The 25390-nt window shown below is 69.4% G+C and carries 19 protein-coding genes, 1 tRNA gene and 1 pseudogene; 6 read left to right on the top strand and 15 right to left on the bottom strand.

Annotated elements, in window-relative coordinates; all coding sequences use genetic code 11:
- Positions 1-56 precede the first annotated feature (56 nt).
- The 3 genes from ACGFH8_RS17435 to ACGFH8_RS17425 form a co-directional block, all read right to left on the bottom strand.
- Positions 57-287 carry a hypothetical protein gene (locus ACGFH8_RS17435; RefSeq protein ID WP_393368060.1) on the bottom strand — a complete coding sequence of 77 codons (231 nt, stop codon included), beginning with the start codon at positions 285-287 and terminating at the stop codon, positions 57-59.
- A gap of 140 nt (positions 288-427) precedes the next feature.
- Positions 428-1528, bottom strand: a complete 1101-nt coding sequence (locus tag ACGFH8_RS17430; protein ID WP_393368058.1) for a cellulose binding domain-containing protein — start codon at positions 1526-1528, stop codon at positions 428-430.
- 131 nt (positions 1529-1659) lie between these two features.
- Entirely contained in the window at positions 1660-2826 is a 1167-nt protein-coding gene (locus tag ACGFH8_RS17425; protein WP_393368056.1) for a PucR family transcriptional regulator, read from the bottom strand.
- A gap of 249 nt (positions 2827-3075) precedes the next feature.
- Here ACGFH8_RS17425 and ACGFH8_RS17420 point away from each other — a divergent pair, with 249 nt between their 5' ends.
- Positions 3076-3546, top strand: coding sequence for a hypothetical protein (locus ACGFH8_RS17420; RefSeq protein WP_393368055.1), 471 nt, complete (start codon positions 3076-3078; stop codon positions 3544-3546).
- A 155-nt stretch (positions 3547-3701) separates the two neighbouring features.
- Here the strand turns inward: ACGFH8_RS17420 and ACGFH8_RS17415 are convergent, their stop codons facing one another.
- Positions 3702-4160 carry a hypothetical protein gene (locus tag ACGFH8_RS17415; RefSeq protein WP_393368053.1) on the bottom strand — a complete coding sequence of 153 codons (459 nt, stop codon included), beginning with the start codon at positions 4158-4160 and terminating at the stop codon, positions 3702-3704.
- A gap of 1145 nt (positions 4161-5305) precedes the next feature.
- Here ACGFH8_RS17415 and ACGFH8_RS17410 point away from each other — a divergent pair.
- Entirely contained in the window at positions 5306-11491 is a 6186-nt protein-coding gene (locus ACGFH8_RS17410) for an RHS repeat-associated core domain-containing protein (RefSeq protein ID WP_393368052.1), read from the top strand.
- Positions 11470-11694: a hypothetical protein gene (locus ACGFH8_RS17405; RefSeq protein WP_393368050.1), complete on the top strand. Its 225-nt coding sequence runs from the start codon at positions 11470-11472 to the stop codon at positions 11692-11694. Before ACGFH8_RS17410 ends, ACGFH8_RS17405 begins: the two co-directional genes overlap by 22 nt.
- A 247-nt stretch (positions 11695-11941) precedes the next feature.
- On the opposite strand, the pseudogene ACGFH8_RS17400 reads toward ACGFH8_RS17405, so the two are convergent.
- Positions 11942-12720, bottom strand: a pseudogene (locus ACGFH8_RS17400) (transposase family protein).
- A 568-nt stretch (positions 12721-13288) separates the two neighbouring features.
- Between ACGFH8_RS17400 and ACGFH8_RS17395 the strand changes: the two are divergent.
- Together ACGFH8_RS17395 and ACGFH8_RS17390 are read left to right on the top strand one after the other, a co-directional pair.
- A complete protein-coding gene (locus ACGFH8_RS17395) occupies positions 13289-13558 on the top strand; it encodes a helix-turn-helix transcriptional regulator (RefSeq protein WP_393368048.1) in 270 nt (89 codons plus the stop codon).
- A gap of 421 nt (positions 13559-13979) precedes the next feature.
- A complete protein-coding gene (locus ACGFH8_RS17390) occupies positions 13980-15161 on the top strand; it encodes a tyrosine-type recombinase/integrase (protein WP_393368046.1) in 1182 nt (393 codons plus the stop codon).
- 113 nt (positions 15162-15274) lie between these two features.
- Here ACGFH8_RS17390 and ACGFH8_RS17385 read toward each other — a convergent pair.
- From ACGFH8_RS17385 to ald, 9 genes are all read right to left on the bottom strand, one after another.
- Positions 15275-15348: transfer RNA gene (locus tag ACGFH8_RS17385), tRNA-Pro, on the bottom strand.
- A 193-nt stretch (positions 15349-15541) separates the two neighbouring features.
- Positions 15542-16945 (bottom strand): ribosome biogenesis GTPase Der, encoded by a 1404-nt coding sequence (gene der / locus ACGFH8_RS17380; RefSeq protein ID WP_393368044.1) that lies wholly within the window; start codon positions 16943-16945, stop codon positions 15542-15544.
- A 49-nt stretch (positions 16946-16994) separates the two neighbouring features.
- Positions 16995-17675, bottom strand: a complete 681-nt coding sequence (cmk, locus tag ACGFH8_RS17375) for a (d)CMP kinase (protein ID WP_393368042.1) — start codon at positions 17673-17675, stop codon at positions 16995-16997.
- Positions 17676-17870: 195 nt separating this feature from the next.
- Complete coding sequence (locus tag ACGFH8_RS17370) at positions 17871-18641, bottom strand: pseudouridine synthase (protein ID WP_357255828.1); 771 nt, start codon at positions 18639-18641, stop codon at positions 17871-17873.
- Positions 18628-19794 carry an SMC-Scp complex subunit ScpB gene (gene scpB, locus ACGFH8_RS17365; protein ID WP_393368040.1) on the bottom strand — a complete coding sequence of 389 codons (1167 nt, stop codon included), beginning with the start codon at positions 19792-19794 and terminating at the stop codon, positions 18628-18630. The genes ACGFH8_RS17370 and scpB overlap by 14 nt, the downstream gene beginning before the upstream one ends.
- Complete coding sequence (locus ACGFH8_RS17360) at positions 19787-20851, bottom strand: segregation and condensation protein A (protein ID WP_393368038.1); 1065 nt, start codon at positions 20849-20851, stop codon at positions 19787-19789. Before ACGFH8_RS17360 ends, scpB begins: the two co-directional genes overlap by 8 nt.
- Positions 20852-20892: 41 nt before the next feature.
- Positions 20893-21816: a ParA family protein gene (locus ACGFH8_RS17355; protein ID WP_030487987.1), complete on the bottom strand. Its 924-nt coding sequence runs from the start codon at positions 21814-21816 to the stop codon at positions 20893-20895.
- Positions 21817-21997: 181 nt separating this feature from the next.
- Complete coding sequence (locus ACGFH8_RS17350) at positions 21998-22993, bottom strand: site-specific tyrosine recombinase XerD (protein WP_393369090.1); 996 nt, start codon at positions 22991-22993, stop codon at positions 21998-22000.
- Positions 22994-23004: 11 nt separating this feature from the next.
- Entirely contained in the window at positions 23005-24120 is a 1116-nt protein-coding gene (ald, locus tag ACGFH8_RS17345) for an alanine dehydrogenase (protein ID WP_393368036.1), read from the bottom strand.
- A 294-nt stretch (positions 24121-24414) separates the two neighbouring features.
- On the opposite strand from ald, the gene ACGFH8_RS17340 reads away from it, so the two are divergent.
- Positions 24415-24690 (top strand): TM2 domain-containing protein, encoded by a 276-nt coding sequence (locus ACGFH8_RS17340; RefSeq protein WP_393368035.1) that lies wholly within the window; start codon positions 24415-24417, stop codon positions 24688-24690.
- A gap of 81 nt (positions 24691-24771) precedes the next feature.
- Here the strand turns inward: ACGFH8_RS17340 and ACGFH8_RS17335 are convergent, their stop codons facing one another.
- Positions 24772-25377, bottom strand: a complete 606-nt coding sequence (locus ACGFH8_RS17335) for an NUDIX domain-containing protein (protein ID WP_393368033.1) — start codon at positions 25375-25377, stop codon at positions 24772-24774.
- Positions 25378-25390 lie beyond the last annotated feature (13 nt).

The following is a 25390-nucleotide window of genomic DNA, read 5'->3' as shown; positions in this document are numbered from 1 at the left end:
GTTGGGCTGTCCTCGATCTGGGCGGGAGCGGCCTTGGATGGACCGGTCGTTGGGGCTTACAACTGCTGTGTCGCCCAGAGCGCGAGCAGGCGCAGGTCGTCGTGTGAGCTGCTGCCGGGATCCGTGGTGTAGATGAAGAGTGTCTGGTCGTCGTCGCCGGGTAGTGCCAGCGCCTCGTATCGGATGGTCATCGGTCCCACGGCGGGGTGGACCATGTGCTTGGTGCCGTGGGTCCGCTCGTGCACCCGGTGGTTGTGCCACCACGTACGCCAGGACGTAGGAGTCATGCGCCCGTTGTGGCCGGCGCGTCAATCGCAGGCCCGGCATTCGCCTCCCCTGAGTGCGCCGATACCTGGCGATCATCGCCGGTGCCGGCGCGCGCGTGGCGGCGAGGTGCATGGTGATCGACTTGTCGGTGTGGGCCCGGTCAGCGGGACGGCGGCGGGTAGAGGGTGTTTATGCGTACCGTCCACGGCTGGTATGGGCTGGGGCACGGGGTGGGGTCGTGGTTGCACGCCGTGTCGGTCTGCGTGTAAAGGTCGAACGAGGCGCCCCCGACCGCCCGGAACAGCACCCTGAGCGGCTGCCCGGTGGGGTAACCACCGGTGGTCCACACGAGGGCCAACGCAGGGTTCACGGACGTGAACGGCCGGTAGTTCGCGGGCAGCGATACGCCGAGTGTCTGCCCGACGACCAGATTGACCGTGGTCCGGTTCGCGGCCTGGGTCAGGTTGACGTCTCCGGCCGGCGACGCGGGGACGACGTTGACGTGAACCGTCCACTGCAGGACCGGTCTCGCACACGGTGGCGTCGTGTGGAAGCACGGGTCGTCGCTCACCGTGGATAGGTCGAGCGAACCGGTACCGACCGCCCGGAACAGCGCGGTCAGCGGCTGACCGGTGGGGTATCCGCCGCTGCTCGACACGAGGGTCAACGCCGGGCTGGTGGACGTCAACGGTAGGTAGCTCGACGGCAGGGACACACCGAGCGTCTGCCCGAGGACCAGGGTCACCGCGGTCCGGGTGTCGGCCTCGGTGACCCTGACGTCCTCAGTCCCCGGCGGCGAGCTGGAGACCGGCGGCGAGGAGGGCGGTGACACGGCATCGTTACTGCAGCTCAACGCCGGTGCCGAGCTCGAGCCGGCCAGCTGCATCCCGAACGTCGTGGAGGCACCCGGAGCCAGCCTGCCGTTCCATGCGAGGTTGACCGCGGTCACCGTCTGGCCCGACGTGCTGACCGTGGCGTTCCACGCGTTGACGACCCGTTGGCCGTCCGCCAGCGTCCACGTCACCGACCAGGTCGTCGCGGGCGTCGTCGCGGTGTTGGTGACCGTGACGACGACGACCGCGCCGCTCGTCGGACCATTGCCCCAATGCGAGTCGGTACGCGCCGTCGCCCGGCATCCACCTGCCACTGTGTCCGCCGAGGCGCTACCAGGCACCACAGAGATCATGGCGAGGGCGGTCAGCGCGCCCACTCCCGCTACCAGCCAGGATGCCGCAAGGGCCACCCGTCTTGATATCGCCATGTCGACGCCCCCTCTGCAATCGATACCTGACTATGCGTGCCCGTCACGATATACGCGCGGGTGGGCGCGCGGAGCGTCCACTATGACCGAATGTTCAGCAGTCGCACCAAGGAGCTCACCCGGCTGCTGACCTAGCCGGCGAGGATCCGGGCGACGGCGGTGCTCAGCACGCGTACGCCGCGGGTCGAGCCCGCCTCCAGTCCGGTCAGGTCGCGCACCCGGGTCAGCCGGTAGTCGAGCGTGCGCGGGTGGATGCACAGCGCGGCCGCGGTGTCGAGCCGGTTCATGTCGTGCTGGTAGTAGGCGTCCAGCGTGGCGACCAGGTCGGGGCCGGCGTCGAGTTGCGCCGCCACCACCTGGAGCCACTGCCCGACCTCCGCCAGCCGGGCGGCACCCAGCTCGGCGAAGACGTCGGTGACCGTGTACGCGTGGCGCGGCACGGCCCGCACCGGTGCGACCTCACTGACCTGCCGGGCCAGCGCCACGGCGTCGTCGAACGCGCGCACCCGCCCGGGCGCGGTGCCGGCCGCGCACGGCCGGCCGGTCATCGAGGCCACGTCGCGGGCCAGCGCGAGCCCGCGCTCGACCGCCGGCTGCCGGCCGCCCGGCGAGCTGGGGATCAGCGCGACCACCTCGTGCGGCTCCGGCCAGCTCAGCGGCATCCAGTGCGTCTTCAACAGCGCGCCGGCGAACTCGTCCCGCGCCGCCTGGTCCGGCCCGGGCGACCCGCCGGCCACCCGGACCACCGTCGCGACGACGTGGTCGGGGACCGGCATGTGCAGGCCGCGCGCCAGGTCCGTCGCGCTGTCGTCGCCGGCCAGCAGCATCACCGTCAGCAGCCGCACCTGGGCGACGGTCGCCAGCGTGCGCCGCTGCCCCTCGATCCAGCCCCGGGTGTACGCGCCCTGGGCGGCCAGTCCCGCGGGAGCCAGCCAGGCAAGCGTGTGCATCGTCGCAGCGATGTCGTTCGGGCCGGCTGCCTCGTACACCTCGCGCAGCGTCAGTCGGGTGTGCACGAGCAGCACCTGCCGCTGCGCGGTCAGGGTGAGGCCCTTCTCGCCGCGCTGGCGGCCCATCGCGGCCATCAGGTCCAGATCCTGCACGTGGAACGGCGCGCTGTCCGCCGCGAGGTCGACCGTGCGCTGACGGAGGAAGACCGCGAAATCGAGCATCTCCGACCGCACCCGCGGCACGGCCGCGAGGTTGCGGTATTCCAGCAGCTCCTCCTGGTAGGCGTCCACCGCCCGGCGGGCGTTGTCGGCCACTCGCTGCCGCCAGAGGCTGAACAGACCGCCCATGCCGGTCAACGGTAATCGATGCGTTCCGGCCACGCCGCCCGGTTGACGCGGACTGGACAGCCTTGCGGACATTCGCAAAAACCGGGGTACGCCGGCGACCCGATTCTCGCCCTGTCACGAAGACCCGGCCACCGGCACCCTGGGACGCTTCGCCATGGACGTCAGACGACGGCCCGGCCGGGTCGGGCGCGACCAGGTACGCGCCCCGGCATCCGCAGATCGCACAGCACTCGAGAGGTGGTTCTGGTTATGACATGGCGTAGTCGACCCCCCGCCGGAGCACGATCCGGCATTCTCCGCGCATCCAGTCTGCTGTTGGCCGCGACGGCGATACTCGCCGCGTTCATGGCCGCACCGTCCGCCGCGGTCGCGGCACCCGCGCCGAGCGGTGACGCGGCTGTCGCCGCCATCGGAGCCGAGCGGACATCGGCGAGCTCCGCCGGCACGTTGAGCGTCACGACGTCGACGGCGGCCGCCGCCTCACCGGCGAAGGGCGGCGGTTTCTCGGTGATGTCGGGCTCCTGCCCGTACGCCGGGCAGTACATCGACCCGTGGCTGATCGTGTTCCAGGGCTGCACCCTCACCGGCCAGCCGACGACCGCGGTCAGCGCCCGGTGCTCCAACGGAGCCACCCTGGGCCCCGTGCAGGTGCCGCCCGGCGTCTACGACATCTATGTCGACTGCTACCCGGCGTTCTTCAGCTCGCTCGCGTTCATCTGATCGGCCCACCCGGCAGGTCAGTGGATTCAGCGAGTCCCACAGGAACGGACGGCCGACCATCGTAACGTTCCGTTACCAGCGAGCCGGCACCGGCGGTATGGCGCATCCGCTTCTGTCGAATCGAGGGCGTGTCTGCGGGACACCCATCGACCACGTCATGCGCTGCTGCCCGGTGTCATTCCACGGGGGCTCGCGGCGTTGAGAACACGCTCCCACTCGCCTATCAGTGTGACCTCAAGCCCAGAGTCCATCTGACCAGACTCGACCATGCCTACAAGTTCGCCGGCGTACTCAGCCTGGAATGAGGCACCATACTCATCCGAGATACGACAGACTTCGCCGAGCAGCTCCTTGACCTCCTCAAGATGCGCCCTGTCCACCTGAGGATCGATCTGCTCTCCCCAAGGGGGCAGAGCTGTATAAAGCATCAGCCCGAACCCCACCCAGTGAGAGCCGTGCTCATCTGACTGGTCAAGGAAGACCGGCGGACCGAGGACCCAGGTCCGCCGGTCAGCAAGCCTTTCGATCGACGCTTGCATCGTGCTGACGATTGATGCGGATACCTGGTCTTCGAGCGCGACCACGAGTCGATCGATGGGATGGTTTTCTCGCATGAGGCACCTCCAGCTATGCCAGCTGACGTAGTCGATCCGAAGCGGCAGGAAGAGACCGACACGAAAAGCGCCGCAGCACAACTTGGACACTCCAGCGAGGAGGTCACCGCCACGTACTACATCGCCAAGCCCGCCCAAGCCCCGGACGTCTCAGACATCCTCCAGCGACTCGGCACCGACCGCGGGCCACGTCCCACACCCGCATTGCCCAACGATGCGCAGGGATGACGAACCTGGTTGCCGACCCCGGTAAATGGGGGTTTTCGGGGGGCGGTTCAAAACCCCATAGACAAACTTAAAGCCCTGACCAACGTTTCCGCTGGTCAGGGCTTTTTGTCTGTCGGGACGGCCGGATTCGAACCGACGACCCCTTGTTACCGAAAGTAACGGAATCAAGATTGTCATTGCTTGCCAAAAGTGGTCGCTGAGCTGCAGAGACACCGCCATGCGCTGATCGCCGCTTGTCACCGTTCGTCAACGATTGGCCATGGTTTTCGGGGGGTAAACGGGGGACCCACAACCCCGCCACGCCTGACCGCCCCACCGCAGCTGCCGTCACGCTCTGCGCGCCTCACGGCATGCGCACTGACCGAACCTGTCACAGCCCTTCCCCGGTCAGCACAACCGTCACCGGAACCCCACGCGGCGGTGACCTCTCGATGCTGTCTCGCAACGACCGGTGCACGGGGCATCCGCACGACGGATGCAGCGGATCCGGGCACCGGAGCAGGTCGACCTTGTTGGCGACTTCCGCGGACAACTCGGGTCGATTCTTCCGCTGGTCTCATTATTCAGCGTCGCGCTCATCACGGCACCTGCTTCACCAGGCACGACGGCCGACGGGTCAGGTCGGAAGCGCCGTTAGATCCACAGGCCTGAGGACGTTGGAGGACGTGTTCCTCGCGCTCACCGGCCGATTGAGCGGTGCCTGTGGCAATCCCCCGAGGCGTGATCGTCGCTGTCCGTCCGGCTGATGATGATCTCACGTCTCTGTAGTTTGCTGATCGACGTTCCGTATACATCTAGGAGGGTCAGTGAATCGAGGGAGATCCGTGTGGGGTCCGGTGTCTCGGATCCCGCGCCTGTCGCGTAGTCGCGGCGGGCGGATGGTAGCCGTCGGATTGTCGGTGGTGCTGGCAGCGACGATGGCGGATTGGGTGGCCGCGCCGCCGGCCGCTGCGGCTCCGCAGCCGGCCGAGCGTGCTCAGGCTGAGCCGCAGGTGTTGAAGCGGCCGGATGAGGCGGCGGCGCTGGTGACGGCGCGGTTGACCAAAAAGAAGGTTCAGATCACCGGGATGACGTCGGAGACGTCCGACTTCTGGGCGTTGCCGGACGGGCGGGTGGAGGCGGTGGTCCACCTCGCCCCGGTGCGGATGCGGCGAAGCGGCGACTGGATTCCGGTGGACCTTGCCATGGCCGCTCAGCCGGACGGTTCGGTGGCACCGAAGGCTCATCCGGGCGACCTGCGGCTGTCTGGAGCGCGGCCAGCGTCGTCCAATGGAGAACTGGCGTCGCTGGAGACCGGTGATGGTCGGATGGCTCTTGGTTGGAGCGGGCGGCTCCCGGCGCCGACTGTCGAGGGCGCGAAGGCTGTGTACGCCGAGGTGTTCCCTGGCGTGGACCTTGTAGTGGAGGCCACTCGGACCGGTGTCGAGACGTTCTTGGTGGTGAAGTCCCGCGAAGCGGCGGCTCATGTCGCTCAGGTGAGCATGCCCGTCACCGGTGAGGGACTGAGGTCGTTTGCGCGGGAGGCGAACGGCAACATCAAGTTCCGGGACGGGAAGGGTCGGCAGATCGCGTCATCCGCCGCGCCGGAGATGTGGGACGCCCACGTCGACGCGGCGGGGCAGCCGACCGAGCAGAAGGTGGTCTCTGCCCAGGTCGGTGCCTTGACTGAGGTCAAGAACCGGGGCCGTCGTGCCGACTTTAGCCTGCGCCCGGACATGGCGTGGCTGACTGCTCCCGAGCGGCAGTACCCGGTGGTCATTGACCCGCAGCTCAACCCGGTGTCGACGACGTTCGACACGTATGTGAAGCAGAACGATGGCGTCGACCGGGGTGGCGCCAAGGACCTGGAATTGGGCCGTTCCTCGGACGGCCTCATTGCTCGCGCCCTGGCCCGCTGGGACACCACGGCTCTGGTGGGCAAGAGGATCAACTCCGCGACCATGTACTTCTGGAATTTCTGGTCGGGGAGTTGCTCGGCGCGGTCGTGGGAACTCTGGTCGGTTGGGCCCGTCTCCGAAGGGGTGCTCTGGGGCACCCAGCCGGCGTGGAACTACCAGGAGGCTACCTCGACGGCCACCAAGGGGTTCGACACTTCCTGCAACGACGGCTGGTCATCCATCGCGGCTACGAGCTTCTTCCAACGCGCGGCGAATGTCGGTGACACGCGGGCCGATATGGGCATTCGGTCCACTTCGGAAACTGACGGCGCCGCCTTCAAGCAGTTCCGGTCCCGTAACGCGTCAGCGCCGGCCGAGGTGCCGTACGCGGTCGTCAACTACGACTCGTATACGACGGTCACGGCGCGGGCGACGGTGCCGTCGTTACCGTGCGCGACCGGGTCCAGCACCCCCTACGTGAACACGAGGACACCGCAGCTCCGGGCGCAGATCACCAACCCCGACGGGGCGCAGGTGAAGGCCGAATTCGAGTGGTTGACCGACGGCGGCACCAGGCTCGGTGGTGCGATCGTCGGGCCGGGCGCGTCGGGCTCCTGGCTGGCCACCTCGGTGCCGGCCGGCGTCTTCGGCGAGGGTGCAACATACTCGTGGCGGGTACGCGGGACCGACACCCTGGTCAACGGGCCGTGGAGCGGGTACTGCGCGATGATCGTGGACACCATCGCGCCGTTGGCGGCACCCTCAGTGGCGTCGACCGCCTACCCGCAGGGGCAGTGGGCCGGAGCGGCTGGGACGGCGGGTGACTTCACGTTCGGCGCCTCCGGCGTGAGCGACGTCTCCGCCTACGAGTACGGCCTGAACGTCAACCCGCCTAACCAGACCGTCAACGCGGCTAGCCTCGGCGGAAGCGGCACCGTCTCGATCACCCCGACCGCTGACGGGCCGCAGACGCTGTACGTGCGCTCGCGTGACCGGGCAGGCAACCAGTCGGCGATCCAGGCGTACACCTTCGACGTCGGCTCTGGCGCGGTGACCTCGCCCAAGGAGGGTGACATCACCGCGGCGAAGGTGGCCATCACTGGCGTGGGCCAAGCGGCCGCCGCCGGTGTCACGTACCAGTGGCGGCGCGGCGACGCCGATGCGTGGGTGGACATCCCGGCTGGGCACGCCAGCGTCGCTGCGGGCGGCGGCGCGGTGACGTGGCCGCTGCCGACCAGCGGTGGAGGCAACTTCCCCAAGCTCAACTGGAACGTCGAGGCCACCCTCGCGGCATCCGACGCGGAGTCCATCCCCCGCAGTGGCCCGCTCCAACTGCGAGGCACCTTCACCGGTGGCACTGAGGGCACCTCCAGTGCGGTGAAGATCAGTTTCGACCGGGACCAGGCGTCGGCGGCGGCGCAGGAGATCGGGCCCGGCTCGGTCAACCTCATCACCGGCAACTACACGGTGTCCGACACCGACGTCTCCGTCGACTCGTTCGGCAGTGACCTCACAGTCACCCGCGCGTACAACACCCGGCGAGCGGGCACGACGGATGCGGCGAACATGTTCGGGCCTGGCTGGGTGTCGGGCACTGTAGTTGACGAGGCCGAGTCGCCCTACACGTCGCTGAGCGTGTTCGGCTCGCTGGTGCAGGTCGGTCTGCCGGAGGGTGACACGATCGGCTTCACCAAACGCACTGCCACCGTCTTCGATCCCGAAGTCGGTATGGAGTTCCTCAAGCTGACGTACAACTCCACCGGCGACTCGTACGCGATGACGGACGAGGACGGCAACACGGTGCTGTTCACCCGGGTCACCGGGACTGCTGCGGGCAAGTACTTCCCGACCTCGGTGACCGTGCCGGGCAACAACCAGACCACGACGTTGGGCTGGGAGAAGGCCACCGTCGACGGCAAGGAGGTCGTCCGGCCGACCCGGATGCTGGCTCCGGTCCAAGATGGGGTCAACTGCACGACGCTGACCCGCGGATGCCGGGCGCTGACGTTCACCTACGCCACGACGACGACGGCGACCGGCACTGCCGAGTCGGCGTGGGGCGACCACACCGGCCGGGTGAAGGAGATCGCCTTCACCGCCTGGGATCCGGACCTGGCCACCCCAGCGATGCGTACCGTGCCGATGGCCAGGTACGCATACGACAACGCCGGGAAGCTCCGGGCCAGCTGGGACCCCCGCCTGGACTGGAACGACGCCGGCACCACCCGCCACCTCTGGGACACCTACGACTACACCGCGGGTGGAGTCCTCAGCATCATCAAGCCTGTCGCCCAGGAGCCGTGGCAGCTCAGCTACACCACCATCCCCACCGACCCGGGCGCCGGCCGGCTGCACAAGGTGACCCGCTCGGCGCTCACCGCCGGAACCGCCACCCAGACGGTGGTCTACAAGGTGCCGGTCTCCGGCAGTGGCGCACCGTACGACCTCTCACCAGGGCAAACCAGCCGGTGGGCCCAGACCGAAGCGCCGACCGACGCCACCGCGGTCTTCCCGGCCAACCAGGTCCCGAACGGAAACCCGGCAACGGGATCCCTGCCGTCGTCGTACGAACGCGCGACGGTCACCTACCTCGACGCCAACGCCCGTGTGGTCAACACCGCCACGCCGGGAGGGCACATCGGCGCCACCTGGTACGACCAATGGGGCAACACCGTCCGCACGCTGACCGCCGGCAACCGGGCGCGGGCCCTCAACGCCGGATCGTCGGACGACGCGGCGACGGAGAGCACGCTCGCCCGCCGCTACTCCACCCTCAACAACTACTCCTCCGACGGGCAGCGGCTCACCAGCACGCTGGAGCCGGAGCACGACGTGATGCTGGCGACCGGCACCACCGTGCGCGGGCGCAAGCACACCACGAACACCTACGACCAGGGCGCGCCGACTACAGGTGGCCCGTACAACCTGGTGACCACCCAGGTCGTCGCGGCTTGGGTCAAGGACAGCGACGGCGTCGAGAGCGACACCGACCAGAGGACAACCACCACCCTGTACGACTGGGCACTGCGCCAGCCGACGGTGGTGACGGTGGACCCGGCTGGGCTGGCCCAGACCACGCGCACGACGTACGACCCGATCACCGCCCTGGCCACCTCGACTACGGCTCCGGCAGGCGGTGCCACCACCAACACGCCCGCCACCCAGACAACCATCTACTACCGGGCGACCTCCGGTTCCGGCTACAGCGAGTGTGACCTCAAGCCAGAGTGGTCCAACCTGCCCTGCCGGGTGCAGCCCGGCGGCCAAGCCGCCAGCGGGCCAGAGCTGCCGGTTAAAGCCACCACCTACGACATGTTCAACCAGCCAAGGGTGGTCACCGAGAAGACCAGCGCCGGCATGCTACGGACCACTACCACGACCTACGACAACGCGGGCCGGGCGTACGAGACAAGCGTGGCCGCCGCCGCCGGCCTGGGCACGGCAGTGCCCATCAGCCGGAACGTCTACGAACCCGCGACCGGCCGCCTGCTGCGCAGTCAGCAGGTGGTCGGCGGACTGGCGACCGCGCAGGTGGAGAAGGGGTATGACAGCTTGGGCCGGCAGACGTCGTACACCGACGCCGACGGAGCCGCCTCGACCACCACGTACGACCTGCTCGGGCGGGTGGCGACCAGCAACGACGGCAAGGCCACCCGGACTTACACCTATGACGGTGGCGCCGAGCGGCGCGGCCTACTCACCTCGGTCAACGACACGCAGGCCGGCGTCTTTTCCGGCAGCTACGACGCCGACGGCACACTGACAGCGGAGACCTGGCCGAACGGCGTTCAGGTGACCACGCAGACCGACGAGACGAGCACCCAGGTCGGCATGACCTACGTCAAGCCCGGCTGCGCGGCCACCGACTGCACCCTCTATACCGAGTCGGTGGTGGAATCGACGCACGGCCAATGGCGAGACCGGTCGTCCAGCCTGTCCAAGCAGAACTACAGCTACGACCAGGCTGGCCGACTCACCTCGATCCAGGACACCATCGGCGGCCAGTGCACCACCCGGTCGTACGGGTTCAGCACCTCGTCGAACCGCAACACGCTCTCCGAGTACGCTCCGGCGGCGGAAGGTGCCTGCCAGACCGTCACGGCGACATCAACCCGGACCTGGACATACGACACCGCGGACCGGGTCATTGCCCCGGGATACGTCTACGACGCACTCGGCCGTACCACAACCGTCCCCGCAACCGACACCGGCAACCCAGCCGGCGGCAATGCCACCGCGGCGTACCACGTGACGGACCTGGTCGACACGATCACCCAAAACGGTCGCACCACCGATTACGCACTGGACGTCACCGGTGAGCGCATCCGATCCTGGACCGACACCACCATCAGCGGCGCCGCAAGTCAGTCGGTGCACCACTACGACGGAGACGACGACAGCCCATCCTGGACCCAGGAGGCGGTCGACCGGTTCACCCGGCCGGTCTCCGGGCTCGCCGGCATGGCCGGCATCTTCAATAGTCAGAGCGGTCAAGTCGACTGGCAGGTGGCCAACCTGCACGGCGACGTGGTCGCGACTGTTCAGGCCGACGACGAGGGCCTGTCCCGTACCAGCGAAGCTACCGAATACGGCAACCCGCGCAACACCGATGACCTCGGAACCCAGCGGTACGGGTGGCTCGGTACCAAGCAACGGGCCGCCGATGCCCCGTCCGGCATCGTCCTAATGGGCGTCCGCCTCTACAACCCGACCACCGGCCGGTTCCTGCAGACCGACCCGATCTACGGCGGCAACGCTAACCCGTACGACTACTGTTCGGGCGATCCGGTCAACTGCTCCGACCTCGACGGTAAACGGAGCTTCTCCAAGTGGAAGAAGAAGGCTTGGCAGAGCACCAAGCGCTGGTGGCGATCGAACGGTAAGTGGGTGGTCGGCGGAGCGCTCGCCGTTGGTGGTGCAGCCGCCTGCCTCGCCTCCGCTGGCATCGCATGTGCCATCATCGTCGGTGCTGTGGTCGGCGGCGCTGGCTACGGATACAACTGTTACCACGACAGCGGCTACCGGTGGAGCAGGCGGTGCAGCGGTCAGGCAGCCAAGGGGGCGGCCTATGGCGCGGTGACTGGCGGCGCCGGTAAGTATCTCAAGCTCCGTTACGCAGGCCGGAACGTCAAGGCATCGCACCGCGGCCATGGACGCGGAGGGTACGGCCGGTCCGGCTCGCACCGTGAGCGTGGAGGGCGCCAGTGGGCGAGCAGGTGGTGGTGATCGACGACAACTTTGCGGGAGGCATGATGAGCGGGCAGAGGCCAACCGTCGCCAGATGGGCCTTCTGGGTTGTCGGGATTTTGGCCCTGGCATTCGTTACCCAGGTGGTCGCGTCGAGGTCCGGGCAGGAATGGGTGCAATCGGCCGGTTTTGTTCTGCTGATTTTCTTCGCATTCTTTGCCGCTCCGTACCGGACGAAGTAATTCAGCACCTTCTCTGACTCATCTGGAGAGTGGCATCGCGCGAGTGCCGGCGGTCGAAACCGCCGGCACTCGTTGTCCGGGATGGCTCGTCCGAGGTCGGCCTACCTCGCCTGACAGCTGGGCCAGTATTGGGCAATCAACGGTACGGTTGGCTAGTACTCCAGCCGCATCTGGTGGAGATGGAGTCTTCGCTGGTAAGGGACGTCTCGTAACTGGGTGAAGGTGTTGCCCTGGGCCGGGGCGGTGGTCAGCCGGTGAGGATGATGTTGTGGAGGTTGGCGATGCCGGAAGCGGCGTCGGCCAATGTGTGGCCGGCGCGGCGGTAGTCGCGCAGGATCTTCCAGTTTTTCATCCTGGCCAGGGCGTGTTCTACCCCTGCTCGGACGGTGCGGTCCTCGACGTTGAGGGCTTCCTTCCAGGCGGGCAGATCCGTGCCGTCGGGGGGCTTGCGGTACGGCATGATCACCTCGGGGTTGCCGCGGTAGCCGCCGTCGGCCATCACCGGTCGCCCGTCCAACGTCTCGGCGATGCCCGAGGTGCGGTAGACGATCGTGTCGTTGCGGTTGCCGGGCTGCGGGCGCCGACGGCGATGACCAGGCGGGTGGAGGCGTCGATGGCGACCTGCAGGTTGGTGGAGTACCGGTAGTTCTTGCTCCGGGCGGCCAGTCGGTGATCGCGGGTCGGGACCAGCGTCCCGTCGACGATCGCGATCTGCTCGACCGGCCGTTTGCGCACCGGCGCCAGGGCCAGCAGCGGTGCGAGGGTGTCGATGACCCGGTGCGCCGCGGAGTGCGACACCCCGAACAGCGGACCGATCTGGCGCATGGTCAGGTTCGTGCGCCAGTACGCGGCGACCAGCAACACCCGATCGGCGAGGTCGAGAGCCCACTGCCGTCCCGGCCGGCCGTCGGCGATGCCGTCACCGCCACGCTCGGCGACCAGCCGGACCAGCCTGCGGAACTGGGCAGGCTGCAACCCGGTGAACGGAAAGATCCACTCCGGGCGCGCTGCCGTGATCACCTGCACCCAGGCATCCTCGGTGATCATCCTGAGCAGACAGACACCGGGGTTACGAGACGTCCCTTAAGCAGGCGCAGCATCGTCGCGCGAACTGCATCCGAACCCGCCGTCGGCGCGCTTCGTCATCCCGTCACCTCCACTGGTGGCAGCCCGTTGGCTGCCGCACCGGCGTCAGGTTTCAGACGAGGCGTTTCCCGGCCGCTGCCAATCGGCGTCACGCCGGCACCCGGCCCGTTGGCTGCTGTTTCCGAGGGACGCGCCCCAGTAGTTCCGACGACGGCCGCAGCGGTCTGACGCCTTCCGCGGCCCGTAGGCGGCGCCATTCGGAAGCGTCACCAGATTCACGAAGCAAGACGACTAAAGGCCAGGGACAGAACGGCCGAACCGGCGAGGAAACACGACCCGACCTTGGAGCGCAAGCCGTGTTACCGGCGCTCCCGGGAACGCCGCTACCAAGAACGGGTAGCGCCACAAGCAACACCGAAACCGGATGGTCGTGTCGAGGCATGCCAGACCGTGCCTCTCCAGCCAGACGCCCCTGGCGTCCGCTCCCCTCGACCACAGGACCAGGGTGATGACCACCAGCAGTTTCAACCAGGACGAGCTACTGCAACTTCCTGCGATGATCGACCTGGCGACCGCCGCCCGCGCTCTCGGAGTTGGCCGCACAAAGGCTTACGACCTGGCGAAGAGTGACGCCTTCCCCTGCCCGGTGCTTCGGATCGGAACCTCGTACCGCGTGCGCACGGCGGATTTGCTCCGCCTTGTCGGCGTCGATCGGCAACCGGCGACAAGCCGCGGCGACCGTCCGGACCGGACAGACGGACGCTACGGCGATCGTTGAGATCCATCCTCGTCGGGTGCAGTGGCAGCCCATGCCGGCCGATGCCGCCCGGCGAGAACATCGTCGACGAGCAAAGCGACGATTCCGGGCGGGGTCAGGTCGGGTCGCAACAGACCCAACCTCTCCATTTCCGACGGCGTCAGCCTGATCTTGACCTGCTGATCCCGCTTCTCCCGCGCCGGCAACGGCGGCAGGTTGTCAGCGACAGGGCGCTGTCGCGGCATACCTCAACTCCTCGGCAAGCAGATCGAACGGCCGCATGACAAGTCGAGGGTCCCACATCTCACATCGCCTATCGCCATCCGCCACCACGGGGAAGTCGGGGCCAAAGTTTGGTACCACAATTAGGTACCATTGGTTGGCAACCCTCTCCGTCGCAGGCCCCGGCGAAAACCCCCTCCACGAAAGGCGCAGAAGCAGAATGAGCACCTCGGACCCGATCAAGAAGATCACGCTTCGAAGCGGCAAGACCCGTTACCGGTTCGTCCTCGACGTCGGACGCAAGCCGGACGGGCGTCGGGACCAGCGGACGTACACCTTCGACACCAAGAAGGAAGCCAAGGCGGAGTACGCCCGCATCAAGCACGAGACCGACCGCGGCACATACGTCAAACCCGGCAAGATCACGGTCAACGACTTCCTCGACGAGTGGTTGGCGTCCGCCACCCGCGATGTAGAGAAGGCTACCGCCGCCAACTACCGCGATGCGCTGCTGCCGGTCCGCGCCCGCCTTGGCAGCAAGCCACTCCAGGACGTCACCGAGGCCGACATCGAGGCTCTGATCGACTGGATGCTGACGGAGGGCCGGAAACGTGGTGGCAAGCCGGGAACGGGGCTCGGCGTCCGGTCAGTGCGCCTGACGCTCGGCAGGCTCCGGACCGCGCTGAACGTGGCGGTTCGCCGCCAGCTCGTGGTGCGCAACGTCGCAGCGTTCGTGGCAATCCCCCGGGCTGCCGCGAAGGCCGCGGCCGAGGCGCAGGCTGAGCGCAAGCCCTGGACTCAGGAGGAGGTGAAGGCGTTCCTGACCGGCATCACGGGCGAACGCCTCTACGCCGCCTGCCTGCTGTCGCTTATGGGCCTCCGACCGGCCGAGGTGTGCGGGCTGCGCTGGTCCGATGTCGACCTCGAGGCCGGCACGATCGCGGCCGGGGACAACACCCGGACGCTCGTCGACGGTGAGATCGAAGAGAAGGAAGCCAAGTCGGCGGCTGGCAAACGCGGCCTGCCGATGCCCGCGACGGTAACGAAGGCGCTCAAAGCGTTCCACACCCTGCAGAAGAAGGAGCGCCTGAAAGCCGGTAACGCCTACGTCGACAGCGGCTACGTCCTGGTCAACGAACTCGGCCAGCCGCAGCGCACCGACTGGCTCCGCCGCCGGGTGTACGAGTTGATGGCCAAGGTCGGGATCCGGAAGGTCCGGCCGTACGACGCGCGGCACGCCTGCCTGACCTACCTCGCCGGCGCCGGAGTGCCCGATGTCGTGCTGGCGGCCTGGGCCGGCCACGCCGATGGCGGCACGCTCGCCAAACGGGTCTACGTCCATCCCGACAGCAGCCATCTGAAGGTGGCGGCGGAGCACCTCGAATCAGGGCTGTTCGGGTGACTCGAGCGCCCAGAATTCAGCAGTACGCGCGTACGTGAGAAATTGTGAGACGAAACGGCAAAAGGCCCCGACTCACCGAAGTGAATCAAGGCCTCTGACCTGCCGAAACTCTGTCGGGACGGCCGGATTCGAACCGACGACCCCTTGACCCCCAGTCAAGTGCGCTACCAAGCTGCGCTACGTCCCGCCCCCGCGTGGTTTCCCCCGCGGCAGCCGGTACAGCTTAGCGCAGCCGCCCCGGGTCCTCCGCACAGGCCCCACCCGTATCGCGGGGTGACCGAACCACCGCACACACCCTAAAGCGTCCTAGGAGGGTGGGGTGGAAGAAATGCCGGACGAGCGAGGATCGCCCATCCGGCATTTCGAGAGAACGCAGCAGGTCAGCCGTGCGCCTTGCCTCGGCCGCCGGGGCCGAGCTTCTTGCGGGGGCGGACCGAGATCTCGATGGGGCTGCCCTCGTACCCGAACTCCTCGCGGAGCTTGCGCTCGACGAAGCGCTGGTAGCCGGCGTCGAGCGGGCCGGTGGTGAAGAGCACGAACCGTGGCGGCGCCACACCAGCCTGCGTCGCGAACAGGATCCGCGGCGCCCGCCCACCGCGCACCGGGTGCGGGGTGGCCTGCACCAGCGCGGTCAGCCACTGGTTGAGGTGCGCGGTCGGCACCCGCGTTTCCCAACTGGCCAGCGCCTTGTTGAGGGCGGGGGCCAGCTTGTCCACGGCCCGGCCGGTCATCGCGGACAGGTTCAGGCGGATCGCCCAGGGGATGCGACGCAACTCCCGGTCGATCTCCTTGTCCAGGTAGTACCGACGGTCGGCGTCGACCAGGTCCCACTTGTTGAACGCGATGACCATCGCCCGGCCGGCCTCGGTCACCATCGACAGGATCCGCTGATCCTGCTCGCTGATCGGCTCGCTGGAGTCCAGCAACACCACGGCCACCTCGGCGGCCTCGATCGCGCCGGCGGTACGCAGGCTGGCGTAGTACTCGGTGCCGCTGGCCTTACCGACCCGCTTGCGCAGCCCGGCCGTGTCGACGAGTTGCCAGGTCTGACCGCCGATCTCGACCAGGCTGTCCACCGGGTCCACAGTGGTGCCCGCCACCGAGTCGACGACCGCCCGATCCTCGCCGGAGAACCGGTTGAGCAGGCTGGACTTGCCCACGTTCGGCCGCCCGACAAGCGCCACCCGGCGCGGTCCACGCGGCCGGTTCTCGACGATCGCCGGGGCTTCCGGCAACGCGGCGAGGATGGCGTCGAGCAGGTCGCCGGAGCCACGCCCGTGCAGTGCGGAGATCGGGAACGGCTCACCGAGACCGAGCGACCACAGCGAGGTCGCCTCCATCTCGATGGAGGTGTTGTCGGCCTTGTTCGCCACCAGGATCACCGGCTTGGCGCTGCGCCGCAGCATCTTCACCGCGGCCTCGTCCACGTCGGTCGAGCCCACCATCGCGTCGACCACGAAGAGGACCACGTCGGCGGTGACGACCGCCGTCTCGGCCTGCGCCGCGATGGCCGCGGCCCGGTCCTTCGCGTCCGGCTCCCAGCCGCCGGTGTCCACCACGGTGAACGCCCGGCCGTTCCACTGCGCGTCGTACGGCACCCGGTCCCGGGTCACCCCGGGGACGTCCTCGACGACCGCCTGGCGGCGGCCGATGATCCGGTTGACAAGCGTGGACTTACCCACGTTGGGGCGGCCGACCACGGCCACCACCGGCTGCGGGCCGCTCGGTTCCTCGACGGCGACGTCGGGCTCACGCAGCTCGACCCATCCCGCACCCTCGCTCACGCCGCTCCTCCGCTGCGCTCCGGACCGACCAGAGACACCAACGCGCTACTCATGCCACACCCCGCTCGTGGAGCATGTCGCGCAGCCGCGCCACCACCTCGTCGATGCCCAGCTCCGTGGTGTCCAGCACCACCGCGTCGGGTGCCTGCGCCAGCGGGTTGACCTTGCGGGTCGAGTCGAGCAGGTCCCGTCGGGCCAGGTCGGCGGCGGTGGCCGCCACGTCAGCGGCGTCCTCGGCGCTACGCCGGGCGGCACGGACCGCCTCGGAGGCGGTCAGGAAGACCTTCAGGTCCGCGTCCGGCGCGACGACCGAGCCGATGTCCCGACCCTCGACGACGATGCGCCCAACGTTGGCGATCATCTCGCGCTGCCGGGTGACGAGCAGCTCACGAACAGCCGGCACGGCGGCGACGGCGGAAACCGCCCCGGTCACCTCCGGGCCCCGGATGTCCGCGTCCACGCCCACGCCGTCGACGGTCGTGGCGTACCCCTGCGGGTGGGTGCCGATGTGCAGCTTGACCTCGCTGGCGACCTTGGCCACCGACGCGACGTCGGCGAGGTCCACGCCGGAGCGCAGCACGGCCAACGTGATCGCCCGGTACATCGCCCCGGTGTCCAGGTAGCGCGCACCGATCGCGACGGCGAGCCGCCGCGACACGGTGGACTTACCCGAACCGGACGGTCCATCCACAGCGACCACACATCGCCTGGCCCGTACGTTTTCCTCCACCGTGTCCTCCTCAGCCCGTACCTCACGGATCGCCCGGTGATCTGGCGCCGCAAGCGGATGGTCAATCGTCATCAATCATGCCCGCGGTCCGTGGCGGACCCGCGCGCGACGCCGCCGGAGGCGACCCACGCCACCCCGGCGGCCGCGTCTCGGCCGTTGTGGAGCCTACCGGCAGCCGTACCCCGAACTCGGGGGTCAGTCACCCACCGCGGTGAACAGGGCCGCGACCTCGGCGTTCGTCAACCGCCGGATCCGCCCGGTCCGCAGGTCACCGAGCCGGATGGGCCCGATCGAGGTACGCACCAGCCGCGTCACCGGGTGGCCGACCTCCTCCATCAGCCGCCGGACGATGTGCTTGCGCCCCTCGTGCAGACTCAGCTCCACCTGGGCGGATTTACCCAGCGTGTCCACCACCTTGAACGAGTCGACCTTGACCGGCCCGTCCTCCAGCTCGACCCCGGCCAGCAACCGCTTGCTCAGGTTGCGCGGGATCGGCCCGACCACCTCGGCGAGGTAGGTCTTCAGCACCTGGTACGAGGGGTGCATCAGCTTGTGCGCGAGCGTGCCGTCGTTGGTGAGCAGCAGCAGGCCCTCGCTGTCCGCGTCGAGCCGCCCGACGTGGTAGACCCGCTGCTCCAACCGGGCGCCGATGAAGTCGGACAGCTCGTTGCGTCCCTTTTCGTCCGCCATGGTGGTGACCACCCCGCGCGGCTTGTTCATCGCCACGTAGACCAGGCGGACGTCCACCTGGAGGCGCTCGCCGTCCACGTGGATCACGGCGATGGCCGGGTCGACCTTGTCGCCGAGCTTGGCGACCCGCCCGTCCACGGTGACCCGGCGGCGGAAGATCAGGTCCTCGCAGGCACGCCGGGAACCCACGCCAGCGGCGGCGAGCACCTTCTGCAGGCGCTCAGCCCCCTCGAAGACAGGGGCGTCGGGTTTGGGGGAACGGTTATCGGGTCGCATCAGCAAGCTCTTCTACGTCGTCGGGCAGGAAGGGTGCGAGGGGCGGCAGCTCGGCAACGGTGTTCAACCCGAGCTTCTCCAGGAACAACGTGGTGGTCCGGTAGAGGAACGCCCCGCTGTCCGTTTCGGTGCCGCACTCCTCGACGAGGCCGCGGGTGACCAGCGTACGGATGACCCCGTCGACGTTCACACCCCGGATGGCTGAGATTCGCGAACGGGTCACCGGCTGCTTGTAGGCGACCACGGCGAGCGTCTCCAACGCCGCCTGGGTCAGCCGCACGGACTGCCCGTCCAACACGAACCGTTCAACGTACGTAGCGTATTCCGGCCGGGTGTACAGCCGCCACCCGCCGGCCGCCCGGCGCAACTCGAACCCGTACCCGGCCGCGGTGTAGCCGGCGGCGATCTCGTCGAGCACCGGCCCGACCCGTTCGGCAGGCTGCTCCAGCACCTGCGCCAGGACCAGCTCACTGACCGGCTCGTCGACCACCAGCAGGATCGCCTCCAGGGCGCCGCGCAGCTCGGTGTCGGACATCTCGGGCGCAGGCTCCGGCGCGACGGTCACCCGCCGCCGCCCCGCCAGCTGCCGCCGGGGTACGTCCCCAGCGCCCCCCGACTCCCCCGCCGCCGAGCCCTCCCCCCGCGCCGAGCCCGTCCCCGATTCCGACTCCGATTCCGATTCCGGCCCCGACTCCGACCCCGGCCCCAGCTCCGGCCCCAGTTCCGGCTCCGGCCCCAGTTCCGGCTCCGGCCCCAGCCCCAGCCCCAGCCCCGGCTCCAGCCCTGGCTCCAGCTCCAGCTCCGGCTCCGGCTCCGGCTCCGGCTCCGGCTCCGGCTCCGGCTCCGGCTCCGAGCCTGAGCCTGAGCCCAACTCCGAGCCCGACGTGCTCGCGTCCGGCTCGGCGGAGATCTTGGAAGATTCCGGCCCCTGGAGGGGCACTTTCCCTCCAAGATCTTCCTGATCCGACGGTGACGCCATGGCCGACTCGACCGGTGACGGGGCCGACTCGACCGGTGACGGGGCGGACTCGGCCTGCGGGCCGTCGGTGTTGTCGGGGGTGTTCTCGGCGGCGGGCGGGCGAGGGCGGTCCCACGGAGGGACCCAGGCGGCGGCCTGGTCGGCCAGCGAGTCCCGGCGTTGCTCGTCACTCATCCCGCGCACCCTCCGTCGTTCCCGTCCCGCCCGGCTCAGCCCCGGCCAGCTCCGACTCAGCCCCCACCGACTCAGGCCTGGGACCGTGCGGCTCAGCTCCGGCCGGCTCAGGCTCAGCCCCCACCGACTCAGGCCCCGCCGACTCAGGGCCGGCGCCTGGCGGACCGGGGTCGGCCGGGGTGCCGGCGTACTCGTCGACGTGCAGCTCCGTGTCGCCGTCGGCCGGGCCGGTCCAGCGGACGGTCAGTTCCTCCAGGGCCTGTTCCTGGACGAAGGCGACAAGCCCCTCCCGGTACAGCTCCAGCAGCGCGAGGAACCGCGCCACCACCTCCAGGGTGGCCTCGCAGTCGGCGCAGAGCAGCGAGAACGTGGCCGTGCCGGCCCGCCGCAGCCGGGCGGCGAGGATCGCCGCGTGTTCCCGGACACTGACCCGGACCATGTGCACGTGGGCGATGGAGACCTCCGGCACCGGTTTCGGGGTCATCGCCTTCACGGCCAACTTCAGCAGCCGCTGCGGGCCGATGCCGAGGACCAGGTCGGGCAGCGCCTCGGCGTAGCGGGCCTCCAGGCTGACGGCCCGCGGGTACCGCCGGCCGCCGACGGCTTCCAGCTCGGCGATGTACGCCGCCGCCTCCTTGTACGCCTTGTACTGCAGCAGCCGGGCGAAGAGCAGGTCCCGGGCCTCCAGCAGGGCGAGGTCGGCCTCGTCCTCCACCTCGGCGGAGGGCAGCAGCCGGGCTGCCTTCAGATCGAGCAGGGTCGCGGCGATGAGCAGGAACTCGCTGGCCTCGTCGAGGTCCCAGTCGTCGCCCATGGCCCGGATGTAGGCGATGAACTCGTCGGTGACCGTGTGCAGGGCCACCTCGGTGACGTCGAGTTTGTGCTTGCCGATCAGTTGCAGGAGCAGGTCGAACGGGCCGGTGAAGTTGGCCAGTCGCACCGTGAAGCCGGTGGCGGCCGGGGCGGCGGGCAGGTCGGCAGCCGGATCGGCGAGCGGCACACCATCGACCTCGCCCGGAGCAGCGGTGTCGGGTGGGTCGAGGGGTGGCGCGGTCACCGCACGACCGTAGTCCACGAGGCGGGCACCGGGCGTTCCGGCTACCGCTCCGACTGGGCGGCGATCACCTCGCGGGCCAGCTGACGGTAGTTGCGGGCTCCGGAGGAGGCCGGGTCCATCGTCGTGATGGGGGCACCGGCCACGGTGGACTCCGGGAACTTCACCGTCTTGGTGATGACCGTCTGGTAGACCTTGTCGCCGAACGCCTCGACCACCCGCTGCAGGACCTGGCGGCAGTGCGTGGTGCGGCTGTCGTACATGGTGGCGAGGATGCCCTCGAGCTCCAGATCGAAGTTGAGCCGCTCGCGCACCTTGTCGATGGTGTCTAGCAGCAGCGCCACACCGCGCAGGCTGAAGAACTCGCACTCCAGCGGGATGAGCACGCCGTGCGCGACGGTCAACGCGTTGATCGCCAGCAGGCCCAGCGACGGCTGGCAGTCGATCAGGATGTAGTCGTATTCCTTGCGGACCGTGCGCAGGACCCGGGCCAGGGCCATCTCCCGGGCGACCTCGTTGACGAGCTGGATCTCGGCGGCGGAGAGGTCGATGTTGGCCGGCAGCAGGTGCAGGCCCGCCACGTCGGTCTTGATGACGACGTCTTCGGCGATGATGTCGTCCTGCATGAGCAGGTTGTAGATGGACAGGTCGAGGTTGTGCGGGTTGACGCCCAGGCCCACCGAGAGGGCGCCCTGCGGGTCGAAGTCGACGAGCAGCACCTTGCGGCCGTATTCCGCGAGCGCCGCGCCCAGGTTGATGGTGGTGGTGGTCTTCCCGACGCCACCCTTCTGGTTGGCCATCGCGATGATGCGCGCCGGCCCGTGCCGGTCGGTGGGCATGGGCTCGGGGATGGGCTTGCGCATCGTGTAGGCAGCCGGGTCCGCCGGACCCAGATCCGCGCCGAGCGTGGCCTGCTGCTCGCGGAGCTCCGACGTCCAGGTCTCGGCACGGTCACCGTTGCCAGCCATGTGTTCGTTGCCCCCTCCCGACGACCCCACCCGGCGTCGGAGCCGTCCGACGTCCTTCGCGGCGCCGCTGCGCACCCCGGTCGTGTCGCTCCAGGAGGTCCGCGCCGATGCCGACTGTACGCCACCGACCAGCAGGGGGTCGGGCACCGGCCCGGCGTGTCGGCGCCGACCGCGACCGGGTTCAGTCCCGGGCGCGCGGATGGGCGGTGGCGTACACCTCGCGCAGCCGCTCCACGGTGACGAGTGTGTAGACCTGTGTGGTGGTCACCGACGCGTGTCCGAGCAACTCCTGGACCACCCGGACGTCGGCGCCGCCGTCGAGCAGGTGGGTGGCGTACGAGTGGCGCAGGGTGTGCGGCGAGACCGCCGCGGGCCCGTCCACGGGCAGCCCGGCGCGGCCGGCGGCGGCGCGCAGGATGCCCCAGGCGCCCTGGCGGGTCAGCGCGCCGCCGCGGGCGTTGAGGAAGACCATCGGGGTGCCCCGACCGGTGGCGGCCAGGCCGGGGCGGGCCCGGACCAGATAGGCGCGCACCGCGTCGACGGCGTACCCGCCGATCGGCACCAGCCGCACCCGGCCGCCCTTGCCGCGCAACAGCACGGTGCCCTCGTCGGTGTCCAGGTCGTCCACCGCGGCGCCGACCGCTTCGGAGATGCGCGCGCCGGTGCCGTACAGGAACTCCAGCAGCGCCCGGTCGCGCAGCGCGAGGGGCGCGTCGTCGCCGGTCGCGGTGATCGGGCCGGCGGTCTCCAGGAGCCGGACCACGTCGTCGACGGGCAGCGCCCGGGGCAGCCGCCGGGGCGGGGTGGGCGGGCGCACGTCGCGGCTCGGGTCGGCGCCGGCCAGTCCCTCGCGCAGGGCGAAGCGGTGCAGGCCGCGGACCGCGCTCGCGGCGCGGGCGGCGGAGGATACCGCCAGCGGCGGGTGCGCGTCGTCGCCCGCGCGCAGCCGGGCCAGGTGCGACTCGACCAGGCCGGCGCCGACCGACGCGAGGTCGGCGACGCCGGCTTGGACCAGGGTCGCGAGATAACGGTCCAGATCCCGGCGGTACGAGGCCAGCGTGTTCGCCGACAGTCCACGCTCGACGGTGAGGTGGTCGAGGTAGCCCCGTACGGCACGGCGCAGCGCCGGCGTGGGCTCGTCGCCCACGCCGGCGCCGGTGTCCGTGCCGCCGGTCAGCCCGCCACCGCTCAGGCCAGCGCCTCGGTCAGCGGGAGCACGTCCATGCCGTGCGCCTCGGCGACCGGGCCGTAGGTGACCTGGCCGGCGTGCGTGTTCAGGCCCAGCCCCAGCGCCGGGTCGCGGCGCAGCGCCTCGCGCCAGCCGTGGTTGGCCAGCTCCAGGGCGTACGGCAGGGTGACGTTGGTCAGGGCGTACGTGCTGGTGTTCGGCACCGCGCCGGGCATGTTCGCGACGCAGTAGAAGATCGACTCGTGCACCTTGTAGACCGGGTCGGCGTGGGTCGTGGGACGCGAGTCCTCGAAGCAGCCGCCCTGGTCGATCGCGATGTCGACGAGCACGCTGCCCGGCTTCATCCGGGAAACCAGCTCGTTGGAGATCAGCGTCGGCGCCTTCGCGCCGGGCACCAGCACCGCGCCGATGACCAGGTCGGCGTCGAGCACGGCCCGCTCGACCTCGTAGGCGTTGGACGCGATGGTCTGCAGGTGACCGCGGTAGATGGCGTCGGCCGAGCGCAGCCGGGCGACGTTCTTGTCCAGCAGCAGCACCTCGGACTGCAGGCCCAGCGCGATCGCGGCGGCGTTCATGCCGGACACGCCGGCGCCGATGACGACGGTCTTGGCCGCGTACACGCCGGAGACACCGCCGGGCAGCACACCGCGCCCACCGCCGGTCCGCATCATGTAGAAGGCGCCCACCTGCGGGGCGAGCCGGCCGGCGACCTCGGACATCGGGGCGAGCAGCGGCAGCGACCGGTCGGGCAGCTCGACCGTCTCGTACGCGATGCCTGTCACCTTACGGTCGATCAGCGCGTCGGTGCACTCCTTGGAGGCGGCCAGGTGCAGGTAGGTGAAGAGCACCTGCCCCTCGCGCATCCGGTGGTACTCCTCGGCGATCGGCTCCTTGACCTTGAGCACCAGCTCGGCGGTCTCCCACACCTCGTCGGCGGTGGCGAGGATCGTCGCGCCGGCGGCGGTGAACTCCTCGTCGGTGATGCTGGAGCCGACCCCCGCACCGGCCTCGACGAAGACCTGGTGACCACTGCGGGTGAACTCGTTGACGCCCGCTGGCGTGATCGCCACGCGGTACTCGTGGTTCTTGACCTCGCGTGGGATTCCGACCTTCACGATGCAGACACCTCTCTTCGGGGCTGCTCTCCCCCGACTGCTCGGTGCCGCGGCGGCCCCTTCGCCACCACGGTCCACCGGTCCCGCCGGCGGCAGTCTAGGCGCGCCCGGTGCCGCCGCGAGCCAGCACAGTGGCATCCGGTGCCCGGGTGTCCTGACGATGTGTCACGGCACAGCCGGGATTCAAGCGGTCGAGCCTCACCTCAGCCGACAGGACAACGTTTCACCATTATCGTCCCGTCTGTCGGGCGGCGGTGCGGACAGTCGACGAGTGGATCACTACTGTGTCCGCTCATGACCACTCCTCCGTACCAGCCCGGCTACCCCCAGCCGGGGTACCCCCAGGGCGTCTCCGACAAGAGCAAGATCGTCGCGGGCATCCTCGGCATCCTGCTCGGCACCTTCGGTGCCGGTCGGTTCTACACCGGACACACCAAGATCGCCGTTCTCCAGCTCGTCGTGAGCCTGGTGACCTGCGGCCTCGGCGCTTTCTGGGGCCTCATCGACGGCATCCTCATCCTGGTCAACGGCGGCACGGACGCGCAGGGCCGTCCGCTGCGCGACTCCTAGACCAGACAGCGAAAGGGGCCCCGCGGCTGACCGCGGGGCCCCTTTGGCGCGTACTCCCTCGCCGGCTGGACCGGCGGTGGCTCAGCGGGGCAGCGGCGCGTCCGCCCGGCGCAGCGCCGACCAGCCGGCGTCGCGGGCGCGGGCCGCGGCCAGCAGCCCGGCCACCGCGGACGCGTTGGTGATCTCGCCGGCCAGGACCATGGCCACCGCCTCGTCCAGGCCGATCCGGACGACCTGGAGGTCGGCCTCCTCGTCGTGGCGCTCGTGCCGCTCGTCGGCCGGCACGTCGGCGAGGTCGCGGGCCAGGAACACCCGCACGACCTCGTTGGTGAACCCCGGCGAGCTGTGCAGGTCGACGAGCACGTCGACCCGCCCGGCGGTGAGGTCGGCCTCCTCGGCCAGCTCCCGCAGCGCGGCCGCCGGCAGCTCCTCGCCGGAGACGTCCATCAGACCGGCCGGCAGCTCCCACAGGTGCCGCCCGACCGCGTGCCGGTACTGCCGGATCAGCACCACCTGGCCGGCGTCGTCGAGCGCCACCACGGCCACCGCCCCGACGTGCCGGACCAGGTCACGCAGCCCGGTCCCACCGCCGGGCATGGTCACCTCCTCGGTGACCACGTCGAAGATCCGCCCCCGATAGCGCTCCTCGCGGGAGCGCACCTCGTAGCGGTGCTCCAACCCGCTCACGCCGCCGCCTCGC

It is taken from the genome of Micromonospora sp. NPDC049175, from assembly GCF_043197345.1.
Classification (GTDB): domain Bacteria; phylum Actinomycetota; class Actinomycetes; order Mycobacteriales; family Micromonosporaceae; genus Micromonospora.
Note: the sequence above shows the minus strand (reverse complement) of the source record. Positions and strands in the feature narration are given on the sequence as shown.

Bases quoted from the DNA above. Each gene is read 5' to 3' on its own strand.
- ACGFH8_RS17435 (WP_393368060.1), bottom strand. From the start codon at position 287: ATGACTCCTACGTCCTGGCGTACGTGGTGGCACAACCACCGGGTGCAC.
- ACGFH8_RS17430 (WP_393368058.1), bottom strand. From the start codon at position 1,528: ATGGCGATATCAAGACGGGTGGCCCTTGCGGCATCCTGGCTGGTAGCG.
- ACGFH8_RS17425 (WP_393368056.1), bottom strand. From the start codon at position 2,826: ATGGGCGGTCTGTTCAGCCTCTGGCGGCAGCGAGTGGCCGACAACGCC.
- ACGFH8_RS17420 (WP_393368055.1), top strand. From the start codon at position 3,076: ATGACATGGCGTAGTCGACCCCCCGCCGGAGCACGATCCGGCATTCTC.
- ACGFH8_RS17415 (WP_393368053.1), bottom strand. From the start codon at position 4,160: ATGCGAGAAAACCATCCCATCGATCGACTCGTGGTCGCGCTCGAAGAC.
- ACGFH8_RS17410 (WP_393368052.1), top strand. From the start codon at position 5,306: ATGGCGGATTGGGTGGCCGCGCCGCCGGCCGCTGCGGCTCCGCAGCCG.
- ACGFH8_RS17395 (WP_393368048.1), top strand. From the start codon at position 13,289: ATGACCACCAGCAGTTTCAACCAGGACGAGCTACTGCAACTTCCTGCG.
- ACGFH8_RS17390 (WP_393368046.1), top strand. From the start codon at position 13,980: ATGAGCACCTCGGACCCGATCAAGAAGATCACGCTTCGAAGCGGCAAG.
- ACGFH8_RS17370 (WP_357255828.1), bottom strand. From the start codon at position 18,641: ATGCGACCCGATAACCGTTCCCCCAAACCCGACGCCCCTGTCTTCGAG.
- scpB (WP_393368040.1), bottom strand. From the start codon at position 19,794: ATGAGTGACGAGCAACGCCGGGACTCGCTGGCCGACCAGGCCGCCGCC.
- ACGFH8_RS17355 (WP_030487987.1), bottom strand. From the start codon at position 21,816: ATGGCTGGCAACGGTGACCGTGCCGAGACCTGGACGTCGGAGCTCCGC.
- ACGFH8_RS17340 (WP_393368035.1), top strand. From the start codon at position 24,415: ATGACCACTCCTCCGTACCAGCCCGGCTACCCCCAGCCGGGGTACCCC.